The organism is Pseudomonas sp. PVC-5-1 (genome assembly GCF_057444345.1).
This window is the reverse complement of record NZ_CM172024.1, coordinates 267,830-293,654: the sequence shown is the minus strand read 5'-3', so window position 1 is coordinate 293,654 and position 25,825 is coordinate 267,830. Positions and strand designations below refer to the sequence as shown.

General features: G+C 63.3%; 23 protein-coding genes. 12 read left to right on the top strand and 11 right to left on the bottom strand.

Features of this window, described 5'->3' with window-relative positions; genetic code table 11:
- Positions 1-90 precede the first annotated feature (90 nt).
- Complete coding sequence (locus AC2T3R_RS01260; RefSeq protein WP_013970474.1) at positions 91-1,410, bottom strand: OprD family porin; 1,320 nt, start codon at positions 1,408-1,410, stop codon at positions 91-93.
- Positions 1,411-1,912: 502 nt separating this feature from the next.
- Between AC2T3R_RS01260 and AC2T3R_RS01255 the strand changes: the two genes are divergently transcribed.
- Positions 1,913-3,991 (top strand): TonB-dependent receptor, encoded by a 2,079-nt coding sequence (locus AC2T3R_RS01255; RefSeq protein ID WP_486744531.1) that lies wholly within the window; start codon positions 1,913-1,915, stop codon positions 3,989-3,991.
- A gap of 514 nt (positions 3,992-4,505) precedes the next feature.
- On the opposite strand, the gene aguA is transcribed toward AC2T3R_RS01255, so the two are convergent.
- Positions 4,506-5,612 carry an agmatine deiminase gene (aguA, locus tag AC2T3R_RS01250; protein ID WP_486744530.1) on the bottom strand — a complete coding sequence of 369 codons (1,107 nt, stop codon included), beginning with the start codon at positions 5,610-5,612 and terminating at the stop codon, positions 4,506-4,508.
- A gap of 279 nt (positions 5,613-5,891) precedes the next feature.
- Here aguA and rfbC point away from each other — a divergent pair, with 279 nt between their 5' ends.
- From rfbC to AC2T3R_RS01230, 4 genes are read left to right on the top strand one after another with little or no spacing between them, the layout of a single operon-like run.
- Positions 5,892-6,437: a dTDP-4-dehydrorhamnose 3,5-epimerase gene (gene rfbC / locus AC2T3R_RS01245; protein ID WP_486744529.1), complete on the top strand. Its 546-nt coding sequence runs from the start codon at positions 5,892-5,894 to the stop codon at positions 6,435-6,437.
- A gap of 42 nt (positions 6,438-6,479) precedes the next feature.
- Entirely contained in the window at positions 6,480-8,294 is a 1,815-nt protein-coding gene (locus tag AC2T3R_RS01240) for a sensor histidine kinase (protein ID WP_054573394.1), read from the top strand.
- A complete protein-coding gene (locus AC2T3R_RS01235) occupies positions 8,291-9,697 on the top strand; it encodes a sigma-54-dependent transcriptional regulator (RefSeq protein ID WP_486744528.1) in 1,407 nt (468 codons plus the stop codon). Before AC2T3R_RS01240 ends, AC2T3R_RS01235 begins: the two co-directional genes overlap by 4 nt.
- On the top strand, positions 9,697-10,152 hold the full coding sequence (locus AC2T3R_RS01230) for a thioesterase domain-containing protein (RefSeq protein WP_486744527.1): 456 nt from the start codon (positions 9,697-9,699) through the stop codon (positions 10,150-10,152). Before AC2T3R_RS01235 ends, AC2T3R_RS01230 begins: the two co-directional genes overlap by 1 nt.
- A gap of 150 nt (positions 10,153-10,302) precedes the next feature.
- Here AC2T3R_RS01230 and cysQ read toward each other — a convergent pair whose 3' ends face one another.
- Both cysQ and nudE read right to left on the bottom strand, forming a co-directional pair.
- Entirely contained in the window at positions 10,303-11,121 is an 819-nt protein-coding gene (gene cysQ, locus AC2T3R_RS01225) for a 3'(2'),5'-bisphosphate nucleotidase CysQ (RefSeq protein ID WP_486744526.1), read from the bottom strand.
- Positions 11,118-11,684, bottom strand: coding sequence for an ADP compounds hydrolase NudE (gene nudE, locus AC2T3R_RS01220; RefSeq protein WP_013970466.1), 567 nt, complete (start codon positions 11,682-11,684; stop codon positions 11,118-11,120). Before nudE ends, cysQ begins: the two co-directional genes overlap by 4 nt.
- A gap of 64 nt (positions 11,685-11,748) precedes the next feature.
- Between nudE and yrfG the strand changes: the two genes are divergently transcribed.
- Positions 11,749-12,411, top strand: a complete 663-nt coding sequence (gene yrfG, locus AC2T3R_RS01215; RefSeq protein ID WP_410952693.1) for a GMP/IMP nucleotidase — start codon at positions 11,749-11,751, stop codon at positions 12,409-12,411.
- Positions 12,412-12,523: 112 nt separating this feature from the next.
- Here yrfG and lysM read toward each other — a convergent pair whose 3' ends face one another.
- Positions 12,524-12,964, bottom strand: a complete 441-nt coding sequence (lysM, locus tag AC2T3R_RS01210) for a peptidoglycan-binding protein LysM (protein WP_023661080.1) — start codon at positions 12,962-12,964, stop codon at positions 12,524-12,526.
- A gap of 185 nt (positions 12,965-13,149) precedes the next feature.
- Here lysM and fdhD point away from each other — a divergent pair, with 185 nt between their 5' ends.
- From fdhD to AC2T3R_RS01195, 3 genes are all read left to right on the top strand, one after another.
- Complete coding sequence (fdhD, locus tag AC2T3R_RS01205; RefSeq protein WP_486744525.1) at positions 13,150-13,980, top strand: formate dehydrogenase accessory sulfurtransferase FdhD; 831 nt, start codon at positions 13,150-13,152, stop codon at positions 13,978-13,980.
- A gap of 5 nt (positions 13,981-13,985) precedes the next feature.
- Complete coding sequence (locus AC2T3R_RS01200) at positions 13,986-16,331, top strand: FdhF/YdeP family oxidoreductase (RefSeq protein ID WP_486744524.1); 2,346 nt, start codon at positions 13,986-13,988, stop codon at positions 16,329-16,331.
- Between the two features lie 256 nt (positions 16,332-16,587).
- The gene (locus AC2T3R_RS01195) at positions 16,588-17,070 is read left to right on the top strand and encodes a glycine zipper domain-containing protein (protein WP_025337335.1); all 483 of its coding nucleotides are present in this window, start codon (positions 16,588-16,590) and stop codon (positions 17,068-17,070) included.
- A gap of 55 nt (positions 17,071-17,125) precedes the next feature.
- Here AC2T3R_RS01195 and AC2T3R_RS01190 read toward each other — a convergent pair whose 3' ends face one another.
- From AC2T3R_RS01190 to hslO, 3 genes are all read right to left on the bottom strand, one after another.
- On the bottom strand, positions 17,126-17,566 hold the full coding sequence (locus AC2T3R_RS01190) for an acyl-CoA thioesterase (RefSeq protein WP_410952690.1): 441 nt from the start codon (positions 17,564-17,566) through the stop codon (positions 17,126-17,128).
- 290 nt (positions 17,567-17,856) lie between these two features.
- A complete protein-coding gene (locus AC2T3R_RS01185) occupies positions 17,857-19,398 on the bottom strand; it encodes a phosphoenolpyruvate carboxykinase (protein WP_013970460.1) in 1,542 nt (513 codons plus the stop codon).
- A 179-nt stretch (positions 19,399-19,577) separates the two neighbouring features.
- Positions 19,578-20,477: an Hsp33 family molecular chaperone HslO gene (hslO, locus tag AC2T3R_RS01180; protein WP_013970459.1), complete on the bottom strand. Its 900-nt coding sequence runs from the start codon at positions 20,475-20,477 to the stop codon at positions 19,578-19,580.
- Between the two features lie 122 nt (positions 20,478-20,599).
- On the opposite strand from hslO, the gene AC2T3R_RS01175 reads away from it, so the two are divergent.
- A complete protein-coding gene (locus tag AC2T3R_RS01175; protein ID WP_410952689.1) occupies positions 20,600-21,394 on the top strand; it encodes a phosphatase PAP2 family protein in 795 nt (264 codons plus the stop codon).
- Positions 21,395-21,588: 194 nt separating this feature from the next.
- On the opposite strand, the gene AC2T3R_RS01170 is transcribed toward AC2T3R_RS01175, so the two are convergent.
- Complete coding sequence (locus AC2T3R_RS01170; protein WP_013970457.1) at positions 21,589-21,990, bottom strand: RNA-binding S4 domain-containing protein; 402 nt, start codon at positions 21,988-21,990, stop codon at positions 21,589-21,591.
- Positions 21,991-22,099: 109 nt separating this feature from the next.
- Here AC2T3R_RS01170 and rimB point away from each other — a divergent pair, with 109 nt between their 5' ends.
- Together rimB and rimK are read left to right on the top strand one after the other, a co-directional pair.
- A complete protein-coding gene (gene rimB, locus AC2T3R_RS01165; protein WP_003257436.1) occupies positions 22,100-22,582 on the top strand; it encodes a retropepsin-like aspartic endopeptidase RimB in 483 nt (160 codons plus the stop codon).
- Positions 22,579-23,484 carry a 30S ribosomal protein S6--L-glutamate ligase gene (gene rimK / locus AC2T3R_RS01160; RefSeq protein ID WP_013970455.1) on the top strand — a complete coding sequence of 302 codons (906 nt, stop codon included), beginning with the start codon at positions 22,579-22,581 and terminating at the stop codon, positions 23,482-23,484. The genes rimB and rimK overlap by 4 nt, the downstream gene beginning before the upstream one ends.
- Before the next feature lie 114 nt (positions 23,485-23,598).
- Here the strand turns inward: rimK and AC2T3R_RS01155 are convergent, their stop codons facing one another.
- Together AC2T3R_RS01155 and ompR are read right to left on the bottom strand one after the other, a co-directional pair.
- Entirely contained in the window at positions 23,599-24,912 is a 1,314-nt protein-coding gene (locus tag AC2T3R_RS01155) for an ATP-binding protein (RefSeq protein ID WP_013970454.1), read from the bottom strand.
- Positions 24,913-24,925: 13 nt separating this feature from the next.
- A complete protein-coding gene (gene ompR / locus AC2T3R_RS01150) occupies positions 24,926-25,666 on the bottom strand; it encodes an osmolarity response regulator transcription factor OmpR (RefSeq protein WP_012270052.1) in 741 nt (246 codons plus the stop codon).
- Positions 25,667-25,825: the final 159 nt, after the last annotated feature.

Sequence of the window (25,825 nt, the reverse complement as noted above, 5' to 3'; positions counted from 1 at the left end):
AGATTCGAAAGCGGCGCTATACCTGTGGGAGCGGGCAAGCCCGCGAAGGGCCGCAGCGCGGCCCCAGGCTTTTATGCAAACAACTGCGGATCAGAAGATGCTGATCGGGTACTCGACGAATACGCGGACTTCGTTGCCGTCGTCGTTGTAACCGTTCTGCTGCACGGCGTTGTTGGTACGCACGAACGAGCTACGCAGCTTGATCGACAGGTCCTTGGCCGGGCCGTCCTGCACCACGTAACGGATCTGGTTGAAGATCTCGCGCTCTTTACCTTCACCGAAGCCCTGCGGGTTGTCGACGTTGCGGGTGTTGATGTTGTCACCCACCACGTAGGCAAGCTTGTAGGTCAGGCCCGGGATGCCGTAGGCACCGAAGTCCAGGCCGTAGCCCAGCTGCCAGGAGCGCTCGTCTTCGGCGTTGAAGTCGGACCAGTACGAGTTGGCCAGGTAGATGGTCGAACCACCGTCACCCACGCCACCCTCGTTCTGGTACCAGCCGTAGTTGTAGCCGGTGCTGCCGGTGCTGCGCTGGTGGGCGATGGTGAACGAGTGGGCACCGTAGGCGTAGGTGGCTGCCAGGCTCCAGATGGTGTTGGAGTCGCCGTTCAGCCCAGCGGATTTCACGAACTTGTTGTCGATGTCCGACTTGTAGCCGTTGAAGTCCAGGGTCAGGGACTGGTCGTTGGCAATCGGGAAGACGTAGTTCAGGCCCAGGTAGTGCTTCTTCATCACGTCTTCGTTGTCGGCGGTGTACAGCGAAGCGGTGAAGTTGTCGGTGAACTTGTAGCTACCACCAAGGACGTTGATCGACTTCAGGCCACCACCGTCACGGCGCTCGGCGCTCTTGCGCGCTTCCTGGGTGAAGCGGCCGGCGTTCAGTTCCAGGCCCTGAATCTCTTTGGAGGTGATCAGGGTACCGGTGAAGCTTTCTGGCAGCAGACGGGCGTCGTCGTACTGCAGCACTGGCAGTGCCGGCATCTGGTCACCGTACTTGAGCACGGTGTTGGAGATGCGGAACTTCACTGCAGCGCCACCACGGGCCAGGTTGTGCGGCGAGTTGGCGTTGCCGTTCTCGTCCTTGAAGTCCGAAGGCTTGAAGAAGTCGACACCGGCGCCACCGTTGTGGCCCTTGCCGCCATCCAGACGCACGGCGTACAGGCCGAATGCATCGACGCCGACACCAACGGTGCCCTGGGTGAAGCCGGAGGAGAAGTTGGCGATGACGCCCTGGCCCCATTCGATCTGGTCGTCGGTGCCGTGCTTCTTGTCACGATTGATGTAGGCGTTACGCAGCAGGACGTTGGCGTGGCTGTCCTCGATGAAGCCTTTGCTGTCGGCCTGATCATTGGCCTGGGCCTGGGTCGCGGCGATCATCGCCAGGGCGACCAGGCTGATCCTGGTTTTCAACATGTTGTTTTCCTTATTTCTTAATCAAAAACGCTCTGCAATATGACGCCAGGAACCAACGCCCCTTCGTAGGTTCGACGCTATGCGGATCCAGACTGGAAGGCCTGCCGGTAATCACACGGCGGCCTCTGGCAGCAGCATGGCCAAGATCATGGCCAGCAGGCGTTGGCCGAATCCTAGCCGTGTGCGATTACAAATGTCAAAAAGTCGTGAAATGCAGGTTGATATAACCAAAATTGCCTATGGGTCTGGTGCATTTCCATGCAGGTTTGCGCTATCAGCGGACAATTTATCTTGTGTGAGAAATAGCCTTTTGATCGAACGGACAATTTCCTGTGAGGGCTTTCGCAGCACAAGGCTGCTCCTACAGGGAAACGCGGCGCGGTGGAGACCGTAACAAACTGACACAGATGTAATGACAAGCCTTTACAAATACTCAAGCAATAGCAAATAACAAGCATTACCATCCGCATCTATTTTTCACCTGCTCGATCCGGATGTGCCCATGCTTGTACCCTGCCGTCTTTCACCCCTGACGCTTGGCCTGTCGCTGCTGTTCGGCGCCAGCCTGGCCAGTGCCGCCACCACCACCCTGCCGGAACTGTCGGTAACCGCCGACAGTGAGCGCGAAGAGGACAACCCGCGGGTCAAGGAGGTAAGCACCGCGACCCGCACCTCGACGCCAGTACGCTATGTGCCGCAGGCCATCGACACGGTGAAGACCGTCAACGTGCTGGATTACGGCAGCAACACCCTGGGCAAGGCGCTGGAAGGCATCCCCAACGTCAGCAGCGGTGCCGACACCCGCTTCGACAGCGTGCGCATCCGCGGCTTCGAAGCCAGCAACGACTTCTACCTGGACGGCATTCGCGACGACAGCCAGTACATCCGCGACCTGCATAACATCGAGCGGGTCGAAGTGCTCAAGGGGCCGGCAGCGGTGCTTTATGGCCGTGGCAGCCAGGGCGGTATCGTCAACCGGGTGAGCAAGGCGCCGGAGCACGGCCGCCGTTCGAGCATCGAGGCGCAGGCCGGCAGCGAAGACCTGCGGAGCCTGTATGCCGACCTCAGTGCCGACCCCAGCGACACCGTCAGCCTGCGCCTGAACATGGGCAACCAGGACAACAACAGCTTCCGTGACGGCATCGACGGCAGCCGCCAGCTGTTCGCCCCGTCGATCAGCTGGCAGGTCACCCCCGACCTGAACTGGCTGGTGCAATACGAATACAGCCGCTACAACCGCACCCCGGACCGAGGCATCCCCGGGGTCAACGGCCGCCCGGCCGATGTCGGCCGCAGCACCACCTACGGCGACACCCAGCGCGACTATATCGACGACCGCGCCCAGTCGCTGCGCTCGCGCCTGAACTATCAGCTGAACGAAACCTGGCAGTTGCGCCATACCCTTGGCCTGTTCAAGCTCGACAGTGAGTTCGACAACACCTACGTCACGGGCTACGACGCCAGCACCGAAACCTTGACCCGCCAGCGCTGGCAGCAGGACCTGAACACCCGAAACCTGTTCAACACCCTGGAGGCCGAGGGCGACTTCGACACCTTGGGCCTGGAGCACAAGCTGTTGCTGGGCCTGGAGTTCGGCAACCAGAAGCGCGACCCGGTGCTGTACAAAGCGGTCGACCAGAAACTCCAGGGCCTGGGCAAGCCCAGCCGCAACCAGCAGCTCAATGGCCCAATGACGTTGTTTAGTGACAACCATACCGTGGTCGATAGCCGCGGCCTTTATCTGCAAGACCAGATCCGCCTGAACGATCAGTGGCAGGTTCTTGCCGGCGTACGCTTCGACCAGTTCGACGTGCAGACCACCAACAAGGATGGCGTGCGCGAAACACAGGACAGCAACAGCACCAGCCCACGCCTTGGTGTGGTCTATACACCGTGGCGCGACCATTCGTTCTACGCCTCGTGGAGCAAGACCTTCTCCCCGGTTGGCGGCGGGCTGATCGGCATCACCCCAGGCGCAAAAGGCAACGGTAACGACGCCAAGCCGGAAGAAACCCGTCAGAAGGAAATCGGCGTGAAGAGCGACTGGCTCGACCAGCGCCTGACCACCACCCTGGCCATCTACGAGCTGGAGCTGTACAACCGCCGCACCCGCGACCCGCTTGTCCCGGAAAACATCTTGCTCAGCGGCATGCAGCGTTCGCGCGGTATCGAGTTGACCGCCACCGGCAACATCGTTGGCAACTGGTACGTGCGCGGTGGCATCGGCCTGCAGGACGCGACCATCGTCAAGGACAACAACGGCCAGGAAGGCAACCGCATCAATGACGTGGCCAAGCGCAACGGTAGCCTGTTCGTGACCTGGAAACCGGAACTGGGCTGGTACGCCGAAACCGGCCTGACGTTGGTAGGCGAGCGTTATGCGGACAACCAGAACACCACGGTGCTGCCGGGGTATGGCCGCTGGGATGCACTGGCGGGGTACCGCACGCATGACTGGGATGTACGGGCGGCGCTGAGCAATATCGCCGACAAGACCTATTACAGCTCGGCAACCAGTGCGGCGCAGATCCAGGTGGGTGACCCGCGCAGCCTGGTGGTGACTGGCAGCTACAGCTTCTGATCTCTAGCGCCTGTGCCGGCCTCTTCGCGGCTAAAGCCGCTCCCACAGGTACCCCACATGTATCGAGCCCAGTGGGGTACCTGTGGGAGCGGCTTTAGCCGCGAAGGGGCCAGCACAGGTTGAAGCAATCGATCAGTGCCACACCGCCATCAGCGCCTGCATTTCTGCTTCGCTGATCAGCCCTTGGGGGTATCGTCCGGCAAGCAGACGTCGTGGGTCGGTCGTCCTGACCCTGATGCTTCCATGGTGTTTCAACCACTTCGCCACAAGCCTGAGCGATTGGTGATTCACTGCCGATGGGCGCAAAGCCGACTCACTTGCTGCGTTCATTTCTACACGTACTCCCTGGCCCGTGAGCGGCTAATCTACGTAAGGATTGTTACAGGTCCGAGAGCGCGGCATGGCCGAGCTATCTCACTGAAAACAATACAAAACTTATGCCAGCACCAGCCTGCGGACGGCCCTCGCGAATAAAAAAGGCCCGTCATGACGGGCCTCTTGATTCACCGTGCGCTCAACGCTTGACCGGTGCCGGTTGCTGCTGGGTCAGGCAGTGGATGTTGCCACCGCCCAACAGCAGCTCACGACCAGGGATCATCACCACCTCATGGTCGGGGAAGATCTTAGCCAGGATCGCTCTGGCCTCGGCATCTGCCGGGTCGTCGAAGTTAGGCGCAATGATGCCGCCGTTGACGATCAGGAAGTTCACGTACGAGCCGGCCAGGCGCACCGATGGGTCACGCTCCTGGCTGCCTGCCACCTGATCGACCCCGGCGCACTCTTCGGCAGTAGCGAACAGCGGACCCGGGATCGGCATTTTGTGCACGATGAACTCGCGGCCCTTGGCATCGCGGGTGTTCTTCAGCACCTCCATGGCGGCATGGCAGCGTGCATAGTTGGGGTCGTTGGAATCATCGGTCCAGGCCAGTAACACTTCGCCCGGGCGCACGTAACAGCAGAAGTTGTCGACATGGCCATCGGTCTCGTCGTTGTACAGGCCATCCGGCAACCAGACCACGGTGTCCACCGCCAGATGATCGCGCAGCACCGCTTCGATCTGCTCGCGGTTCAGGTGCGGGTTGCGGTTGCGATTGAGCAGGCATTCTTCGGTAGTAATCACCGTGCCTTCGCCGTCCACGTGGATCGAGCCGCCCTCGAGCACGAAGCCTTCGGTGTGGTAGCGCTGGCAGCGCTCCATTTCCAGGACCTTGGCCGCCAGCTCCTCGTCACGGTTCCACGGTGCGTACAGGCCGCCGTCGAAGCCGCCCCAGGCATTGAAGCCCCAGTCCACACCACGCACTTCACCCTGGTCGTTGATGACGAAGGTCGGGCCGGTGTCACGCACCCAGGCATCGTCATTGCTGATCTCGACCACGCGAATGTTCGGCTGGTCGAGCTGGCGGCGGGCATTTTCGTACTGGCCAGCGGAAACCGCGACGGTTACCGGCTCGAAGCGGGCAATGGCCTTGGCCAGGGTCACATGGGCAGCCTGCGCCGGCTTGCCGCCAAGGCGCCAGTTGTCCGGGCGCTCCGGCCAGACCATCCACACCTGGGTTTGCGGGGCCCACTCGGCGGGCATGTGGAAACCATCGGCACGGGGAGTGGAGTTGAGGGTTTTCATGATTGACCTCTGTGATGGCCCTGAGCCGGACTGTGCTGGGGCGTTTGTCAATTTATAACCGATATATATCGATATTTGAAGCCCGATAATCGGGAAAATCATGAGAAGACAAGGGAATTAAATCGATAACAATCGATACACCCCCAACCTTGACCGAGAAGCAAAACGGCACGACATCTACCATAGCCAGCCCTTGTGAACGCCGTTGAAGCCCGAGGCGGAAAAAACGGCCAGACCGGCTAGGGTCAATACATGAGCAGAACGGGCCAGCGAATCGCCATGAACATCATCCCTACCACGATCCCTGAAGTACTGATCATCGAGCCGAAGGTTTTCGGTGATAGCCGTGGTTTTTTCTTCGAGGCGTTCAACGCCCGCGAGTTCGCCCGGCAAACCGGCGTGAAGGCCGAGTTCGTCCAGGACAACCACTCGCGCTCCATCAAGGGTGTGCTGCGTGGCCTGCACTACCAGGTGGAAAACACTCAAGGCAAGCTGGTGCGCGTGGTGCAGGGGGAAATCCGTGATATTGCCGTGGACGTGCGCAAGAGCTCGCCAACCTTCGGCCAATGGGTCGCGGTGCAGCTGTCGGCCGACAATCATCGCCAGTTATGGATTCCACCAGGCTTTGCCCACGGCTTTGCGGTGATGAGCGAGTCGGCCGAGTTCCTCTACAAGACCACCGACTACTACAACCCGGGCGCCGACCGCTGCATCCGCTGGGATGACCCGACGCTGGCCATCGACTGGGGGCTGCAGCAGCCACCGGTGCTGTCGGACAAGGACAAGCTCGGCCTGCCGCTGGCAGAGGCGGAACTGCTGCCTTAACTAGCGCATAATTGCGGCAGACTTTTCTGGCGCATTTACGTGATGATTGCAAAACCCACGCCCCCACGCCGTCCCCGCTGGCGCAGCCTGGCCCTGTTGGCCGTGTGCCTGGTCCCGTTATTGTGGCCCCTGCATCACCTGGCCGAACGTTACTACCAGGAAGAACTGGCCTCGCAGAACCGCCAGACCCTCGACCTGTATGTCGCCAACCTGCTCGGTACCCTGCACCGCTATGAAACCCTGCCGCAGATACTCGGCGACCTGCCGGCACTGCGCGGGGTGCTGGCCGACCCGTTCCGCCTGGAAGCGGTGACCAATGCCAACCGCCTGCTCAAGGACATCGTCCAGCAGACCGGCGCCGAGGTGATGTACCTGATGGACGTCAGCGGCAACACCCTGGCCGCCTCCAACTGGGACAAGCGTGACAGCTTCGTCGGCCGCAACTTCGCCTTCCGCCCGTATTTCAACGAAGCCATGGCCGGCCGCCTGGGGCGCTTCTTTGGCCAGGGCACCACATCGGCCAAGCGCGGTTACTTCTTCGCCGCCGCCGTGCGAGACCGTGAACGCATCGTTGGCGTACTGGTGGTCAAGGTCGACCTCGACCACACCGAAACCTTGTGGGGCCGCACCCCCGAGCAGCTGTTGCTGACCGACCACAATGGCGTGGTCATCCTGACCTCGCGGCCCGACTGGCGCTTCCGCGCGACCCGTGCGCTGACCGAGGCCGAGCGCCAGGCCATCATCGCCATCCAGCCCTACCCGACCCAAGCCCCGCAACCGCTGGTACTCAACCCGGACGCCTGGATCAGCCAGACCCGCGACATCAAGGAAACCGGATGGCAGGTCAGCATCCTCGCCCCGCGCATGCTGGTCGACCGTTCGGTGCAAACCGTCATGGCCATTGGCGCTGGCACCCTGCTGGTGCTGATACTGCTGGCTGGCCTGGTGATGCAGCGGCGCCGTCACTACATCGACCGCATCGACTTCGAGGCACGCGGCCGCCAGGAACTGGAAAAACGCGTGGCCGAGCGCACCGCCGACCTCGAAGGCCTGAACACCCGGCTCAAGAGCGCCGTACTGGAGCGTGAGAACGCCCAACAGGAGGCCGTGCGCGCCCAGGACGAACTGGTACAGGCCGGCAAGCTGTCGGTGCTCGGCACCATGTCGGCCAGCATCAGTCACGAACTCAACCAGCCGCTGGCCGCCATCCGCAGCTACGCGGAAAACGCCGAGATCCTGCTCGACCACCAGCGAACCGAAGAAGCCCGCGGCAACCTCAAGCTGATTGGCGAGCTGACCGGGCGCATGGCCTCGATCATCGCCCACCTGCGCGCCTTCGCCCGCCGTGACCGCCATGCCCCGGAGAGCGTGGCCCTGCAGCCGGCCCTGGACGACGCCCTGGCGCTGCTGGCCAAGCGCCGCCGAGCAATGGCCGTGGAGCTGATCCGCGACCTGCCGGAGGCCACCTTGTGGGTACAGGCCGGCGAGACCCGCCTGCGCCAGGTGCTCGGCAACCTGCTGGCCAATGCCCTCGACGCCCTGACCGAAAAAGCCAACCCGCGCCGCCTGTGGCTAAGTGCCGAACAGCGCGATGACTGCGTCTACCTGTACATTCGCGACAACGGCCCCGGCTTCAGCCGCCAGGCCCTGGAGCACGCCAAGGAGCCGTTCTTCACCACCAAGACCCGCACCCAGGGCCTGGGCCTGGGCCTGGCCATCTGCGAAAGCCTGATGCGCGCCCTGGGCGGTGAACTGCTGCTGGCCAACCACCCGGAAGGTGGCGCACTGCTGACCCTGCAACTGCGTGTGGCCGCGCCTGGCGCTACTTTGCCCAATTCGGAGGACCCCTCGGCATGACCACCGAGACACTGATCGACAGCCGAGCCCAGGTCATCCTGGTCGATGATGACCCGCACTTGCGCCAGGCCCTGAGCCAGACCCTGGACCTGGCCGGGCTCAAGGTGGTCGCCCTGGCCGACGCCCAGGGCCTGGCCGAACGCATCGAGGCCGACTGGCCCGGGGTGGTGGTCAGCGACATCCGCATGCCGGGCATTGATGGCCTGCAGCTGCTGGAACAACTGCACGGCCGTGACAACGAGCTGCCGGTGCTGTTGATCACCGGCCACGGCGATGTACCGCTGGCGGTGCAGGCGATGCGCGCCGGCGCCTACGACTTCCTGGAAAAGCCCTTTGCCAGCGACGCCCTGCTGGACAGCGTGCGCCGCGCCCTGGCCCTGCGCCGCCTGGTGCTGGACAACCGCAGCTTGCGCCTGGCCCTGAGCGACCGCCAGCAACTGGCCACCCGCCTGGTGGGCCAGTCGCCGTCCATGCAGCGCTTGCGCGAGCAGATCGGCGCCTTGGCCGGCACTCGCGCCGATGTGCTGATCCTGGGTGAGACCGGTGCCGGCAAAGAGGTGGTGGCCCGCGCCCTGCACGACCTGTCCAGCCGCCGCGACGGGCCGTTCGTGGCGATCAATGCCGGCGCACTGGCCGAGTCGGTGGTCGAAAGCGAGCTGTTCGGCCATGAGCCCGGGGCGTTCACCGGCGCGCAGAAACGCCGCATCGGCAAGTTCGAGTTCGCCAACGGCGGCACACTGTTTCTAGACGAAATCGAGAGCATGAGCCTGGATGTGCAGGTGAAACTGCTGCGCATGCTTCAGGAACGGGTGGTCGAGCGCTTGGGTGGCAACCAGCTGATCCCGCTGGACATCCGCATCATCGCCGCGACCAAGGAGGACCTGCGCCAGTCCGCTGACCAAGGGCGGTTCCGCGCCGATTTGTATTACCGCCTGAACGTGGCGCCGCTGCGTATTCCACCGCTGCGCGAACGCGGCGATGACATCCTGGTGCTTTTCCAGCACTTCGCCGACGCCGCCAGCGAGCGCCATGGCCTGCCGCCACACGCCCTGCAGCCGGCCCAGCGCGCCATGCTGCTGCGTCACGACTGGCCCGGTAACGTACGCGAGCTGCAGAACGCCGCCGAGCGTTTCGCCCTTGGCCTGGAACTGGCTCTGGACGGCCAGGCGTCGCCTGCGGCAATGCCTTCGGTACCGATGCCGAGCGGCAACCTCAGCGAACAGGTCGAGCAATTCGAGCGCTCGCTGATCGCTGCCGAACTGGCCCAGCCACACAGCTCCATGCGCAGCCTGGCCGAGGCGCTGGGCATCCCCCGCAAAACCTTGCACGACAAGCTGCGCAAGCATGGCTTGAGCTTCGATGGCGGTAGCGGCGGGCATGACGATCAAGAGGACAACCGTTAATGAACACCGATAGCCAGTACCTGCAGACCGTCCTGCACGGCGACATCCCCCTGACCCGCGAAATGGGCCTGGAAGTGCTCGATTGGCAGCAGCACACCCTGCACCTGCAATTGCCGCTGGCGGCCAACGTCAACCACAAGAGCACCATGTTCGGCGGTAGCCTGTACTGCGCCGCGGTGCTGGTGGGTTGGGGCTGGCTGCACCTGCGCCTGCGCGAGCTGGGGATCGATGACGGGCATATCGTCATCCAGGAAGGGCAGATCAGTTATCCGCTGCCGGTTACCGGGGCGGCTGTGGCGCGCTGTGCGGCGCCGGATGAAAAGACCTGGGAGCGGTTCTTGACCATGTACCAGCGCCGCGGGAGGGCACGGTTGACGCTGGAGACCACGGTGAGCAATGCCGGTAGTGACGAGCCTGCTGTTACCTTCAGCGGCCAGTACGTGCTGCACCGCTGAAACTGGGAGGCTGTCGCGAACCCTGTGGGAGCGGGCGCGCCCGCGAAGCAGGCACCGCGGTCTACGGCACCGGCTCCGCCGGTGTTCGCGGGCTTGCCCGCTCCCACAGGTTCCGCGTAGCTGCGAAGGATTGCTGTACCTGTTGGATCGTCAGATCAGGCTCAGGAAGGCTTCGCGCCAAGCAGCATTTGCCGGCAACGCCAGGAAATGCGGGTTGAGCAACGACTCCCGCGCCGGGTACCGGAACGGCAAGCCATCCAGCCCGATTACCTCCCCACCAGCCCCTTCCACCACCCCCTGCGCCGCCGCGGTATCCCACTGCGAGGTCGGTGCCAGGCGGGGATAGCAATCAGCGCTGCCCTCGGCCAACAGGCAGAACTTCAACGAACTGCCGATATTGGCCAGCTCCAGTTCCCCCAACGCAGCCCCCAACCCGGCCAACAGCGCTTCCTGTTCCGGGCTGGAATGGCGACGGCTGGCAACCACGGTGAAACGCCCACCTGCCGGCGGCTCGTCGCGAACCTGGATCGGCTGCGGAGCCTCACCCGCTTCCGCACGCCAGGCGCCCAACCCGCGACCACCGAAGTAGCAGCGCCCGTTGGTCGGCATGGAAACCACGCCAAACACCACCTCGCCGTTTTCGACCAGGGCGATGTTGACCGTGAACTCCTCGCTGCCGGCGATGAATTCCTTGGTGCCATCCAGCGGGTCGACCAGCCACCAGCGGCTCCAGCCCTGACGCTCGGCCAGCGGAATGTTGCAGTCCTCTTCGGACAGCACCGGGATCTGCGGCGCCAGCGCCAGCAGGCCATCGGCAATCGCCCGGTGCGCCGCCAGGTCGGCGGCGGTGACCGGCGAATCGTCGGCCTTGTTGGTCACGGCCACATCGGCGCGCCAGAACGGCAAGATCGCCTCGCCCGCCAACAGGGCCAGCTTGACCACTTCGTGCATCAGTTGCAGGTCGTTCATGCTTCCAGCAGCCCCCGCTGAATCAGCAGGTCACGCGCCAGGTACAGCGCCGCCAAGGCACGCCCCTCGGTGAACTGTGGGTGCATGGCCAGGGCCGAGAGCTCGCGCAGGTTAACCTTGTCGACCCGCATCGGCTCCGGCTCATCGCCCTCCAGGCGCTCTTCGTACAGGTCGCTGGCCAGCACCACCTGGATCTTCTGGCTCATGTAGCCCGGCGACAGCGACAGCTCGGTAAGGTGCTCCAGCTGGCGAGCGCCATAGCCGGCTTCTTCCTTGAGCTCCCGGTCGGCTGCCGCCAGCACGTCCTCGCCCGGCTCGATCAGGCCTTTGGGCAACGACAGCTCGTATTCGTCGGTGCCGCCGCAGTATTCCTCCACCAGCACCGCGTGCTCGGCATCGAGCATGGCCACGATCATCACCGCCCCATAACCATTACCCCGGCCCACCAGGCGCTCGTAGGTACGCTCGTTGCCATTGCTGAAGCGCAATTGCACGGCTTCGACGCGAAACAGGCGGCTGCTGGCGACGATTTCGCGGCTGAGGACGGTGGGTTTCTGGCGCATGGGGCGGCTCCTTGGCGTGAACGGGTTACTATACCGTGGCTTGCCGACTGATCGAGAGTTTCCCATGCCTGTTCTTCCCTGGTCCGCCATCGATACCGTCCTGCTGGACATGGATGGCACCCTGCTCGACCTGCATTACGACAACCGCTTCTGGCTGGACCACCTGCCCCAGCGCTATGCGCAGCTGCACGGGGTGAGCCGGGCCATGGCGGAAATGGAACTGCAGCCGCTGTTCGAACGCAATGCCGGCACGCTTAACTGGTATTGCCTGGACTTCTGGAGCCGCGAACTGCGGCTGCCGATCCGTGAGCTGAAACAGGAAATCGCCGACCTGATCGCCCTGCGCCCGGATGCCGATACTTTCCTTGCCGCGATCCGCGACGCGGGCAAGCGCGTGGTGATGATCACCAATGCGCACCGGGATTCGCTGTCACTGAAGCTGGAGCGGGTGGAGCTGGCGCCTTACTTCGAACGGCTGATCAGCTCGCATGACTACGGCTACCCGAAAGAAAGCCCGCAGTTCTGGGATGCATTGCAGGCGGACATAGGCTTTGAACCGGAGCGCTCCCTGTTTATCGATGACACCCTGGCGATTCTGCGCAGTGCGCGACGGTTTGGCGTGGGGCATCTGCTGGCGGTGCGCCAGCCGGATAGCCAGGCAGGGCCGCGGGATACCGAAGAGTTTGCGGCGGTCGAGGATTACCGGGAGCTATTGGTCGGCCTGTGAGGCCCCATTCGCGGGCATGCCCGCTCCCACAGGTACAGCGCCACATTCACGGCTGGCGCTGTACCTGTGGGAGCGGGCGAGCCCGCGAAGAGGCCGGTACAGGCTGCAGAGATCAGTCAGGAATACGCAACACCTGCCCCGGATAGATCTTGTCCGGGTGCTTGAGCATCGGTTTGTTGGCCTCGAAGATCTTCTGGTACTTGTTGGGGTCGCCATACACCTTCTTCGAAATGGCGCTCAACGTATCACCCTTCTCCACCGTCACGAACCGCGCGGCCTGGGCCACCGGCCCGGTCACGGTGATCTGGTCGTCGACACTGGCAACGCCTGCGACGTTACCCGCCGCCAGGATGATCTTCTCCTTCTCCTCCTGGCTGGCCACCTCACCCTTGAGGATGATCGTGTCTCCCTCTACAGTGGCCGTGATATTCGGGTTGCCCAGGCCGACACTTTCCACGTGTTTCTTCAGTTGCTCTTCGGCATTGGCATTGCCGGGGGTCAGCAGGTCGATCAACTTCTCGCCCGCTTCCTTGACGAAACTGAACAAGCTCATAACGCTCCCCTTGTTGACGAAACCTCGGACACAGCAGTCTAGGCCAGCTTTTCCCCTGGCGCCCCATGCGACCAATCGACGCGGTCTATCAAGGCATAGACCCTAGCGATTAGACGCCGCCGGCCCGCACGCCTAGGCTTGTGCTATCTGAAAGTTGCCGATAGTCCGATGAACAGTCAGCCCCGATGAACAGCAAGCCTCCGGTCTGCGCGGCCTCATCGCCCTTGACCATGCCCGCCGCCAGCAACACCTACGATTACGTCCAGCTCAACGATGCCAGACGCGACAGCACGCCCCTGGCCGAAGAAGTGGCCCTGGCCATTGCCTACAACGGCCTGAACCAGGCGGTGATGCTGGTCAGCCCCACCGACCTGGAAGACTTCGCCGTCGGCTTCAGTGTCGGCAGCGGCATAGTCGAAGGCACAACGGAAATCTACGACCTGAAACTCTCCGGCAGCGGCTCGGCAATGTACGCCGACCTGGAGATTTCCAGCCGTGCGTTCTGGAACCTGAAAAACCAACGCCGCCAGCTGGCCGGCACCAGTGGTTGCGGCCTGTGCGGAGTCGAAGCGCTGGAGCAGGCACTGCCAGAGCTGGCCAAGTTGCCTGGCGCAGCCTTGCCACCGGCTCAATGGCTGGTCGGCCTGCGTGAGCGCATCGATTCCTTCCAGCCCCTCGGCCAGCACTGCGGCGCGGTGCATGCGGCGCTGTTCATGGACCGCCACGGCGAACTGCTGCTCGGCCGCGAAGACATCGGCCGGCACAACGCCCTCGACAAGCTGATCGGCGCCTTGCTGCGCCAAGGCATCGACAGCCAGGGTGGCCTGGCCATCGTCACCAGCCGCTGCAGCCTGGAGCTGATCCAGAAGGTGCTGCGGGCCGGTATCCAGACCCTGGTCAGCCTGTCGGCGCCCACCGGCCTTGCCCTGCAATGGGCGCGCAAGCACAACCTCAACCTTATCCATCTGCCCAAGCACAGCGCACCGCGGGTCTACAGCCCAGCGGCGGAGTCGTAACAGTCGTGACCTCGTACCAACACCTCCCGGACAACGCCCCAGCCTCCTCCCCTCGCTACAAGCCCTACCACGGCCCCGCCGGTGGCTGGGGCGCGCTGCGCAGCGTGGCCAAGGCCTGGGTTGGCAGCGATAACGCGCTGAAGAACATTCGCGCGCTGCTCAAGACCAACCAGAACGGCGGCTTCGATTGCCCCGGCTGCGCCTGGGGCGACTCGCCGGAAAGCGGCATGGTCAAGTTCTGCGAGAACGGTGCCAAGGCAGTGAACTGGGAGGCGACCAAGCGCCGCGTCGATGCCGCCTTTTTCGCCCGCTACAGCGTCACTTCGCTATTGCAGCAGAGCGACTACTGGCTGGAGTACCAGGGGCGCCTGACCGAGCCGATGGTCTACGACGCTCCCAGCGACCGCTACCAGCCGATCAGCTGGGACGCCGCCTTCACCCTGATCGCCCGCGAACTGAACAATCTGGCCAGCCCTGACCAGGCCGAGTTCTACACTTCGGGGCGCGCCAGCAACGAAGCAGCGTACCTTTACCAGCTGTTCGTGCGGGCCTACGGCACCAACAACTTCCCCGACTGCTCGAACATGTGCCACGAGGCCAGCGGCGTGGCCCTGGGGCAAAGCGTCGGGGTCGGCAAGGGCACCGTCACCTTCGACGACTTCGAGCACGCCGACGCGATTTTCGTCTGGGGCCAGAACCCCGGTACCAACCACCCGCGCATGCTCGACCCGCTGCGCGATGCGGTAAAGCGCGGTGCCCAGGTGGTGTGTATCAACCCGCTCAAGGAGCGTGGCCTGGAGCGCTTCCAGCACCCGCAGAACCCGCTGGAAATGCTGACCAACAGCGACCGGCCGACCAACACCGCATTCTTCCGCCCGGCCTTGGGCGGCGACATGGCGCTGCTGCGCGGCATGGCCAAGTTCGTCCTGCAATGGGAACGCGAAGCCCAGGCCAACGGCGAACCGGCAGTCTTCGACCACGCCTTCATCGCCGAACATGGCCATGGCGTCGACGACTACCTGGCGGTAGTGGATGCCACCCCGTGGGAGCACATCCAGACCCAGTCCGGCCTGGCGCTGGCCGATGTCGAACTGGCCGCGCGCATGTACTGCCGTGGCAAGCGGGTGATCATGTGCTGGGCGATGGGCATTACCCAGCACCGCCACTCGGTGCCGACCATCCAGGAAATCGTCAACCTGCAGATGCTGCGCGGCAATATCGGCGTGCCAGGCGCAGGCCTGTGCCCGGTGCGTGGCCACAGCAACGTGCAGGGTGACCGCACCATGGGCATCAACGAGCGCCCGCCGGTGGCCCTGCTGGACGCCATCGAGCAGCGCTTCGGCTTCCCCGTGCCCCGGCACAATGGCCATAACACCGTCGAGGCGATCCACGCCATGCTCGACGGACGGGCCAAGGTATTTATCGGCCTGGGCGGCAACTTCGCCCAAGCCACGCCGGACACCGAGCGCACCGCCCAGGCACTGCGCAACTGCGAGCTGACCGTGCACATCAGCACCAAGCTCAACCGCAGCCACCTGGTGCACGGCAAGCAGGCACTGATCCTGCCGTGCCTGGGGCGCACTGACATCGACCTGCAGGCAGAAGGGCCACAGGCGGTAACGGTAGAGGACTCGTTCAGCATGGTCCACGCCTCCAATGGCCAGCTGAAGCCGCTGTCGACGCAGATGCGCTCGGAGCCGGCGGTCATCGCCGGTATCGCCGCCGCCACCCTGGGCAAGAAGCCCGTGGACTGGCACTGGCTGGTGGCTGACTACGACCGTATCCGCGAGCTGATCGGCGACACCATCGCCGGCTTCAGCGGCTTCAACCAGCGCCTGCGCGAGCCGGGCGGTTTCTACCTGGGCAACAGCGCCGCCAGCCGCGAATGGAATACCAGCAACGGCCGCGCGAACTTCAAGGCCAACCTGCTGCCCGACACGCTGCTCGACGAGCGTGTACGCGCCAGCGGCCAGGTGCCAGACCTGATCATGCAGTCGATGCGCTCGCACGATCAGTACAACACCACCATCTACGGCCTGGACGACCGCTACCGTGGCGTGCGTGGCCAGCGCGAGGTGCTGTTCGCCAACGAAGCCGACATCATCCGCCTGGGCTTCCAGCCGGGGCAGCAGGTCGACATCGTGTCGTTGTGGGGGGATGAGCATGTACGCCGCGTGCATGGCTTCACCCTGCTGGCATTCGACATCCCGGCCGGGCAGGCGGCGGCGTACTACCCGGAGGTGAACCCGCTGGTGCCGCTGGAAAGCATTGGCGATGGCAGCCATACGCCGACGTCGAAGTTCATTGCCATCAAACTGGAGCGTGCGCGGGACGACGGGCGCATCCTGTAGGAATGGTGTTGGCCCTTTCGCGGGCGTGACCGCGAAGAGGCCGGAAGCCGTGCCGCCAAAAACGAAAAAAGCCCTGTTCCATCAAGGTTCAGGGCTTCGTCATAAAGGTCTCAGACAGCGAAAAAACGATAAAGTTTCACAGTAAATACAGTAAGTTAGAGAATTGTGTACAACTCGTGTTACTCGTCGGATTTCCGTTGCCAGCCGCGCCTGTAAGGCTCAAAAATCGCCCCGTCATCCTAATGAGGCTCTCTTGATGAAGAAGTACTCCTCGATACTGTTGTTGTCTTTCAGCTTGCTCAGCGGCGTTGCCATGGCAGGCGGCACCACCGAGGCCGGCATTGGCGGCGCATTGGGTGGGGTACTGGGCTCCGTGGTGGGCAACTCCATCGGTGGTAGCACCGGCGGCGCCATTGGTGCCGGCCTGGGCGGCGCGGCTGGCGGTGCCTTGGGTGCCGACAAGCGTCAGCGTGGGGAAGCCGCAATCGGCGGCGCGCTGGGCGCAGCAGGCGGTAACGTGGTCGGCCGCTCCGTGGGCGGCACTACCGGTAGCTACATTGGCGCGGCAGCCGGCGGTGGTGCCGGTGGCGCACTGGGTAACTACATGGGTAAGGAGGCCGACAGAGACGATTACCACGAAGGCCGCCGTTACCGTCGTGGTTATGACGACGACCGCCGCCACTGGGACCGCGGCCATCATTACGGCCATCGCAAGCACAAGCGCCACTGGCGCGACTAACGCCTGAGGGCCCTGCCCCGGCAACAAAAGCCCCGCCCCTGCCAGCGGGGCTTTTTTATGCCTGCTGTTCCAGCACTACACCAGACAGGATCACCTGCAGCGTCTCTGGCAATGCCACTGGCCGGCCACTGGCGCGATCGATGAACACCTGCACCACCGTGCCTGCCGCACACGCCTCCGGCTCCCCTGGGCGGAACAGGGCCAGGCGGTACTCCACCGTACTGCCCGCCAGGCGCGTCACCCCCAGCCCCACTTCCAGTACATCCGGGAACCCTGGCAGCGCGTAGAAATCCGCCGCCGAACTGACCACGAAGGCCGCCAGCTCGCCGTCACGCAGGTCCAGTTCGGCCTGTTCGACGAGGAACGCTTGGATGGCGGTTTCGAAAAAGCCATGCACGGTGGCACCGGCGACGTGGCCATTCAGGTCATTGTCCTGGGGGCGAGTGAGGATGGGGTGGAAGTGGGAGAAGGCAGTGCGCTGAGGGGATTCGGTCATCTGGCTGGCTCTTGTCTTCGCAATGAATGCTGACAGTGAAACAGAAAAACCGGTTTCCCGCTGCTTGTGCCGGCCTCTTCGCGGGTCACGATCCTCTGTAGGAGCGGCCTTGTGTCGCGATGGGCCGCAATGCGGCCCCGGGGGTTTCAGCTTCCATGCCTGAATTGCCGGGGCTGCTTTGCAGCCCATCGCGACACAAGGCCGCTCCTACAAGAGACTGCACTCGCCGGGAATCAGAAAACAAAAAAGCCGCCCCAAGAGGCGGCTTTCTCGTTGCAGGCGGGTGCAGCTTACAGCTGCGGGCCAGCGGCCTTGATGGCGTCGGAAACTTCGAACTTCTTGAAGTTTTCGATGAACAGCTTGGCCAGGCCTTTGGCGGCCTCGTCGTAGGCAGCCTTGTCAGCCCAGTTGGTGCGCGGGTTGAGCAGCACGGTATCAACGCCTGGAACGGCCTTAGGCACGTCCAGGTTGATGATGTCCAGGTGCTCGGTTTCGGCACCGATCAGCGCGCCGCTCTGGATCGCAGCGATCACGGCACGGGTGGTCGGGATGCTGAAGCGCTTGCCAACGCCGTAGCCACCGCCGGTCCAGCCGGTGTTGACCAGGTAGACCTTCGAGTCGAAGCCCTTGATACGCTTGATCAGCAGCTCGGCGTATTCGCCAGCCGGGCGCGGGAAGAACGGGGCGCCGAAGCAGGTGGAGAAGGTCGACTTGATGCCGCTGCCCGAACCCATTTCGGTGGAACCGACCAGCGCGGTGTAGCCGGACAGGAAGTGGTAGGCCGCCTGCTCGTTGTTCAGGATCGAAACCGGCGGCAGTACACCAGTCAGGTCGCAGGTCAGGAAGATGACTGCGTTCGGCTCGCCGCCCAGGTTCGCTTCGGAACGCTTGGCAACGTGCTCCAGCGGGTAGGCCGCACGGCTGTTCTGGGTCAGGCTGACATCGGTGTAGTCGGCGTGCTTGTTGGCGTCGAGAACGACGTTTTCCAGCACGGCGCCATGCTTGATGGCTTTCCAGATGACCGGCTCGTTCTTCTCGGACAAGTCGATGCACTTGGCGTAGCAGCCGCCTTCGATGTTGAAGACCACGCCCTCGCCCCAGCCGTGCTCGTCGTCACCGATCAGGTAACGGCTTTCGTCGGCCGACAGGGTGGTCTTGCCGGTGCCGGACAGGCCGAAGAACAGGGTTACATCGCCTGCTTCGCCGATGTTGGCGGCGCAGTGCATCGGCAGTACGTCGGCAGCCGGCAGCAGGAAGTTCTGTACCGAGAACATGGCTTTCTTCATTTCGCCGGCGTAGCGCATGCCAGCGATCAGAACCTTCTTCTGAGCGAAGTTGATGATCACGCAACCATCGGAGTTGGTGCCGTCACGCTCAGGCTCGCACACGAAGTTGGCGACGTTGAGGACCTGCCACTCGCCACGACCAGCCGGGTTGTACTGCTCCGGGTTGATGAACAGGCAACGACCGAACAGGTTCTGCCAGGCAGTCTGGGTGGTCATCTTCACCGGCAGGTAGTGCTCGGCGGCCGCCCCTACGTGAACGTAGGAAACGAAGTGATCCTGGGCGTTGTTGAACGCCTCGACGCGGTCCCACAGGGCATCGAACTTGTCGGCCGGGAACTTGCGGTTGATCGGGCCCCAGGCAATGGCATCCTGGGTGGAAGGTTCTTCGACGATGAAACGGTCAGCCGGCGAACGGCCTGTACGGTGACCAGTCTCCACGACCAGTGCGCCAGTATCGGCTAGTACGCCTTCACCGCGTTGCAGCGCTTCTTTTACCAGCTCATCGACGCTCAGGTCGGTGTACACGGTGTTTTTGGCTTGCGTCATGAGATACCCCATCCGGCCCGAGGCCGAGTGCTCCAAACGTTTTGTAGTTGTCTTGAAAAAACTACTACAGCGAAAAAAGTGGCCGGATTATGCCAGAAACGCCCAAAAAAAGTAGGCCCCTCCTGTCAGAACTGCGCTTTTGCGCAATTCGACAGGAGATTATCCTGTAGTTAAACGTTTCAGTGACGAGTTTCTGAGGCTACGTCAGTGCCGCCACCAGCAAACAGTTGCGCCACATCGCTGGCGTCGAAGAAATAGCGCTCGTTGCAGAACTGGCAATCGATCTCAACCTGCCCGCCGCATTCCTCCACCAGCGCCTTGGCATCGTGCTCGCCCAAACTGACCAGCGCATTGCCGGAACGTTCGCGAGAGCAGCTGCAGTTGAAGCGCAGCGGCTGGATATCGAACAAGCGCACAGCATCTTCGTGGTACAGGCGGTGCAACAGGGTTTCGTTGTCCAGCGCCCACTCATCGGCCTTGAGCGTGGTGGCCAATGCCACAACATGCTGCCAGCTTTCTTCACGCTCTTCATCGTCCGGCTGGCGATCGCGCGGCAGTTGCTGCAGCAGCAGGCCACGGGCCTTGCCGCCTTCGGCGTTGAGCCAGAAGCGCGTGTTGAGCTGTTGCGACTGGACGAAGTAGTTGGTGAAGCACTCCGACAGGGTGGCGCCGTCGAGGTCGACAGTGCCCTGGTAGCGCTGGCCCTTGACCGGATCAATGGTCAGGGTCAGGTGGCCGTCAGGCATCAGCTGCGACAGGGTCGCATTCGCCGGGATCTGGTCCGCTTCGTAGCGGGCCATGCCACGGATGTCCCGGTCACCCGAACATTCGACCATCAACAGCGGGATCGGCCCTGCGGAACGCGCCTGCAGAATCAGCAGGCCGTCGAACTTCAGCGCCCCCACCAGCAAGGCGGTGGCGGCCATTAGCTCGCCCAGCAGTGCCTGCACCGGCTGCGGGTACTCATGACGCGCCAGCACCGCGGCGTAGCTGTCATCGAGAGACACCCACTCGCCGCGCACATCGCGCTCGTCGAAGATGAAACGTTGGGTGAAATCGGTATCAGGCAAGTCGCTCATAGGTTTTGGCTATCTGAAAAATGATGACAAAATGGTTACAAGGGTTGTCGGAAAACATGCGAGAACCCCGTGACAGAGCGCTCACAAGGCGCTCCGATTCCTGTTTGCAATAGAGGTATTTTATGGACAATCGACCACTGTTCCAAGCAAGGTGGTCCTGGGGGCCATTGGCAGCCTGTACGCTGCTTCCTATCGCTCTACTGTGTTTCTGGTTATGGCCCATTGGCCAGATCTTGTGCCTGACTTTCGACGAGTGGCTGTTCCACAGCCTGAATGCGCCGCTGGCCGACAACACCACCTGGCGCTACATCTGGACCGTCGGTAGCCTGCGCCCATTCGACATCGTCGTCGGCCTGATCCTTCTGGCAGTGCTTATCCGTGGCGACTGGGTGTTCAAGGCAACCCAGGTGCGCCAGGCCTTTTTCGGCTTCCTGGTCACGCTAATCCTCTTAGTGGTGATTCGCGCGCTGTTTTCCAAGTGGGTTGATGCAGCCGGCTGGCAGCACAAGAGCCCTTCGATGATGTTCGACGAGGTGGTGCACCTCAGCGACTACTATCCGAACCTGGAGGCGGTCTGGGAGCTCAAGGACCGTTCCAGCAAGAGTTTCCCGGGCGATCATGCCTCGGTTCTGCTGGTCTGGGCGCTGTTCATGAGCGTGTTCAGCCGCCGCCTGGTGCAGTACCTGGTGGTCTGGGGGTTGGCGGTTTTGTTCATGTTGCCGCGCCTGGTGGCCGGTGCCCACTGGGGGCAGGATGACTACATCGGCGGGCTGCTGATGGCGGTGCTGGCGTTGGGCTGGAGCTGCTACACGCCGCTGGCGGCCAAGGGAAGTGCGGTGCTGATGCGCTGGACGGCGCCGGTGTTCGCGATCGCGGCCAAGTTACCGTTGGTCGGGCGCTTGGCGGTGACCCGCTAGATCCTTGGGGCTACTGCGTAGCCCATCGCGGCACAAGGCCGCTCCTACAGGGGGGCGCAGGCCTCAGGCCTTGTGCTGGCTGCCGTGGCCTCATCGCCGGCAAGCCAGCTCCCACAGGGATTGCACAAGTTTCAGGGCTTGCGCAGTACCTGTGGGAGCTGGCTTGCCGGCGATGGGCCGCAAAACGGCCCCGGCTATTCGAAGCTCCCATGCAACTGGTGAATCTGCCGCCGCTGCTTCTTGGTCGGCCGCCCATCGGTGGTCACGCCCATCGCCCCGGCCTTGCGCAGTTCCGCCGCCTGTTCACGCCGGCGCACGCTGTCCTCGGTCTCTTCGTACAACGTCTGCGCCTCTGGCGCCCCACGCCGCACCACCGACAGAGCCTTCACCACCACGGTGCGCTCGTCGAACCCGGTGCGCAGCACGAACTCGTCACCCACCCGCGGCTCCTTGCCCGGCTTGCAGCGCTCACCCCGGCAATGCACCTTGCCGCTCTCGATCGCCGCCTTGGCCAGCGCGCGAGTCTTGTAGAAGCGTGCCGCCCACAGCCATTTGTCCAGGCGGACCTTGTCGTCGTCTTCGGCTTTTTGTGCCATCCCGTTACCTCGAACGCTGTGTTTCATCGAACTGTACTACCGTAACGATCGGATGCAAAAAATCCCCGCCGTGCTTACAGTTCACCACCTCATCCGCAGGGTGCGTTTCGTGAAGACATTTGACCATTTGACTGTGATCGGCCTGCGCGAGTGGGTCGCCCTGCCCGACCTCGGCGTGGCCGGGCTGCGCGCCAAGATCGACACTGGTGCCAGCACCTCCAGCCTGCACGCCACCGAAGTGGAACCGTTCGAGCGCGACGGCCAGCCCTGGGTCCGCTTTACCGCACATCTTGGCTCGGTGGTGCAGTTGCGCCACCGCCGCTGCGAGGCACCGCTGGTGACCATGAAAACCATCAAGAGCTCCAACGGCCAGGCCCAGACCCGCTATGTCATCCGCACGTCACTGGCCCTGGGCGATGGTGTGTGGGAAGTGGAGTTCACCCTGGCCTGCCGCAAGAACATGCGTTATCGCCTGTTGCTGGGTTCCAAGGCCCTGATCCATGGTCAGCTGGTGGTCAACCCTGGCCTCAAATACGTACAAGACAAACCGGCCTTCCCGGCCACCCTTTCTACTGCCACAGGTGCTGCATGAAGATCGCTGTGCTGTCGCGCAATCCGCGTCTGTATTCCACCCGCCGCCTGGTCGAAGCCGGTACCCAACGGGGCCACGAAATGGTGGTGATCGACACCCTGCGGGCCTACATGAACATTGCCAGCCACAAACCGCAGATCCACTACCGCGGCAAGCCGCTGGAAGGCTTCGACGCGGTGATCCCACGCATCGGTGCATCGGTGACCTTCTATGGCTGCGCAGTGCTGCGCCAGTTCGAGATGATGGGTGTGTATCCGCTCAACGAGTCGGTAGCGATAGCCCGCTCCCGCGACAAGCTGCGTTCACTGCAATTGCTGTCGCGGCGCGGCATCGGCCTGCCGATTACCGGTTTCGCCCACTCGCCGGACGACATCCCCGACCTGATCCAGATGGTCAACGGCGCCCCGCTGGTGATCAAGGTACTGGAAGGTACACAGGGCATCGGCGTGGTGCTGTGCGAAACCACCAAGGCCGCCGAATCGGTGATCGAGGCGTTCATGGGGTTGAAGCAGAACATCATGGTGCAGGAATACATCAAGGAAGCGGGTGGCGCGGATATCCGCTGCTTCGTGGTCGGCGACAAGGTCATTGCGTCGATGAAGCGCCAGGCCAAGCCGGGCGAATTCCGCTCCAACCTGCACCGCGGTGGGGTGGCCAGCCTGATCAAGATCACCCCGGAAGAACGTATGACCGCCATTCGCGCGGCCAAGGTAATGGGCTTGAGTGTGGCGGGTGTGGATATCCTGCGCTCCAACCACGGGCCGCTGGTGATGGAGGTGAACTCATCGCCGGGGCTGGAAGGCATCGAAGTGACCACCGGCAAGAACGTGGCCGCCATGATCATCGAGCATCTGGAGAAGAATGGCGGCCCTAATCAGACTCGGACCAAGGGTAAGGGCTGAGATTTTGGGGCTGCTGCGCAGCCCATCGCGACACAAGGCCGCTCCTACAGGATTACGCGATCCTCTGCAGGAGCGGCCTTGTGTCGCGAAAGGGCCGCAAAGCGGCCCCGTCAATCACACGGCATTACGCGGCAGCAACAGCCCCAAAGGCAACCGTACCCGCGCCTCGATCCCGCCACCAGAGCGATTGCGCAACTCCACATTCCCACCATGCTGCGCCGCGATCCGCTTGACGATCGCCAGCCCCAGCCCGGTGCCCTTGCCCCCCCGGGCCCGGTCACCACGAATGAACGGGTTGAAGATGGTCTCCAGCTCCGACTCGTCGATCCCCGTCCCGCGGTCCAGCACGCTCAGCACCACATACGGCGCACTCTCGTCGCCCGACACATAGGCGGCCACCTCGACCCCTTTGCCGGCGTGGTGCAGGGCGTTGCCGATCAGGTTGCCCAGCATGCGCTTGAGCGAAACCCGGCGCAGCGGGAACGGTGGGATCGGCTCCAGGCACAACCGCACCCGTTCTTCCGGCTGGTTGTACGGCGCCACCACTTCGCGCACCAGGTCGGCCAGGTCGACCTCCTCAACCGGCTCGTCACGCCCATCGCGGATAAAGGCCAGGAACTGGTCGAGGATCGCGTCCATGTCCTCGATATCGCGGACCATGTCGTCACTCAGTTCGCTGTCGCTGTCCAGCAACGACAACGACAGGCGCAGGCGCGTCAGCGGTGTGCGCAGGTCGTGGGAAACCCCGGCCAGCATCAGCTCGCGCTCGCGCCCGGCCTGCTCGACATCCTCGGCCATCTGGTTGAAGGCCTTGTACACCTCGGTCATCTCGCTGGGCGTATCGCTGATCGGCAGGCGCACGCTGCGCCCCTGGCCCAGCTGCCGGGCGGCGAACACCAGGCGCTTGAGCGGCTGGTTCAGCTGGCGCACGAAGATCCAGGCCGAAGCTGTGGACAACAGGCCGATGGCCAGGAACCAACCCAGCACGTTCCAGATCTTCTGCCCACGCAGCGGGTGCGGGTACAGCGGTACCTTCAACCAGCCCGGCCCCAGGCTTGGCGCATTGACCCACAACGCCGGCGGCGCATGAATGCGCAGCCGTACCTCGGTGTCTTCACCCAACTCGGCCTGCATCTGCCGTTGGTAGATTTCGCTGTAGGGCCAGTGCTGCTCACCCTCGGGCACGCCCGAGCCGGTGACCCGGATAAGGCCTGCCGCTTCGGCGATCTTGTCGCGGTTTTCTTCGTCGGCCGCCCAATAGGCGCGCAGGGTCAGCGCAACACCGTGGCTGTACTGACGGTCGACCAGCACGTCCTCGTTCATCAGCAGGTAGACCAGGGTCAAGGCCTTGGAGAACAGGACGACGATCAACACCAGCCACAGGGTGCGGGCGAAGAAACTTTGCGGAAACCAGAGCGGTGTTTTCATCGACGGCGCGGCATCATTTACCGGCGTTTCCGTCCGGCACGAACACGTAGCCCACGCCCCACACGGTCTGGATATAACGCGGCTTGGACGGGTCCGGCTCGATCATGCGGCGCAGACGCGAGATCTGCACGTCGATGGAGCGTTCCAGCGCATCCCATTCACGGCCACGCGCCAGGTTCATCAGCTTGTCGCGGGTCAGCGGCTCGCGCGCGTGCATCACCAGCGCCTTGAGCACGGCGAATTCGCCGGTAGTGAGCATGTGCACTTCGTCGCCACGCTTGAGTTCGCGGGTGGCCAGCGACAGCTCGTAGTCGCCGAAGGTGACCGACTCGTCTTCGCTACCCGGCGCACCCGGCACGCTCGGTGCCTGGCGGCGCAGCACGGCCTTGACCCGGGCCATCAGCTCGTCCGGGTTGAACGGCTTGCCCAGGTAGTCGTCTGCGCCCAGCTCCAAGCCCTTGATACGGCTGAGCTCGTCACCCTTGGCGGTGAGCATGATGATCGGGATCTGGTTGTTCTGCTGGCGCAGGCGCTTGCACGCCGACAGGCCATCCTCGCCGGGCAGCATCAGGTCGAGCACCACCAGGTTGAACACCTCACGCTGCAGCAGGCGGTCCATCTGCTCGGTGTTGGGCACCGCACGGGCACGGTAGCCCTTGCTGGTGAAGAAACGTTCCAGCAGGCTGCTCAGCCCCGGGTCGTCGTCGACGATGAGAATCTTGTCACCTTCAGCGGTGTTTGGCGTGCCGGTCATGAATAACTCCTCTGATATCGCCGCGCATTATGGCGTAGCCATTGCTGCACGTTGCGTGAGCATTGTTAGCAGATTTTTCCCCCGGCGCCAGTTCCGGCTGGCCGGGCGCCATCACCGCAAGCCGTTTGCGATGGGTATAATGCGCGGCTTTCATCCAGC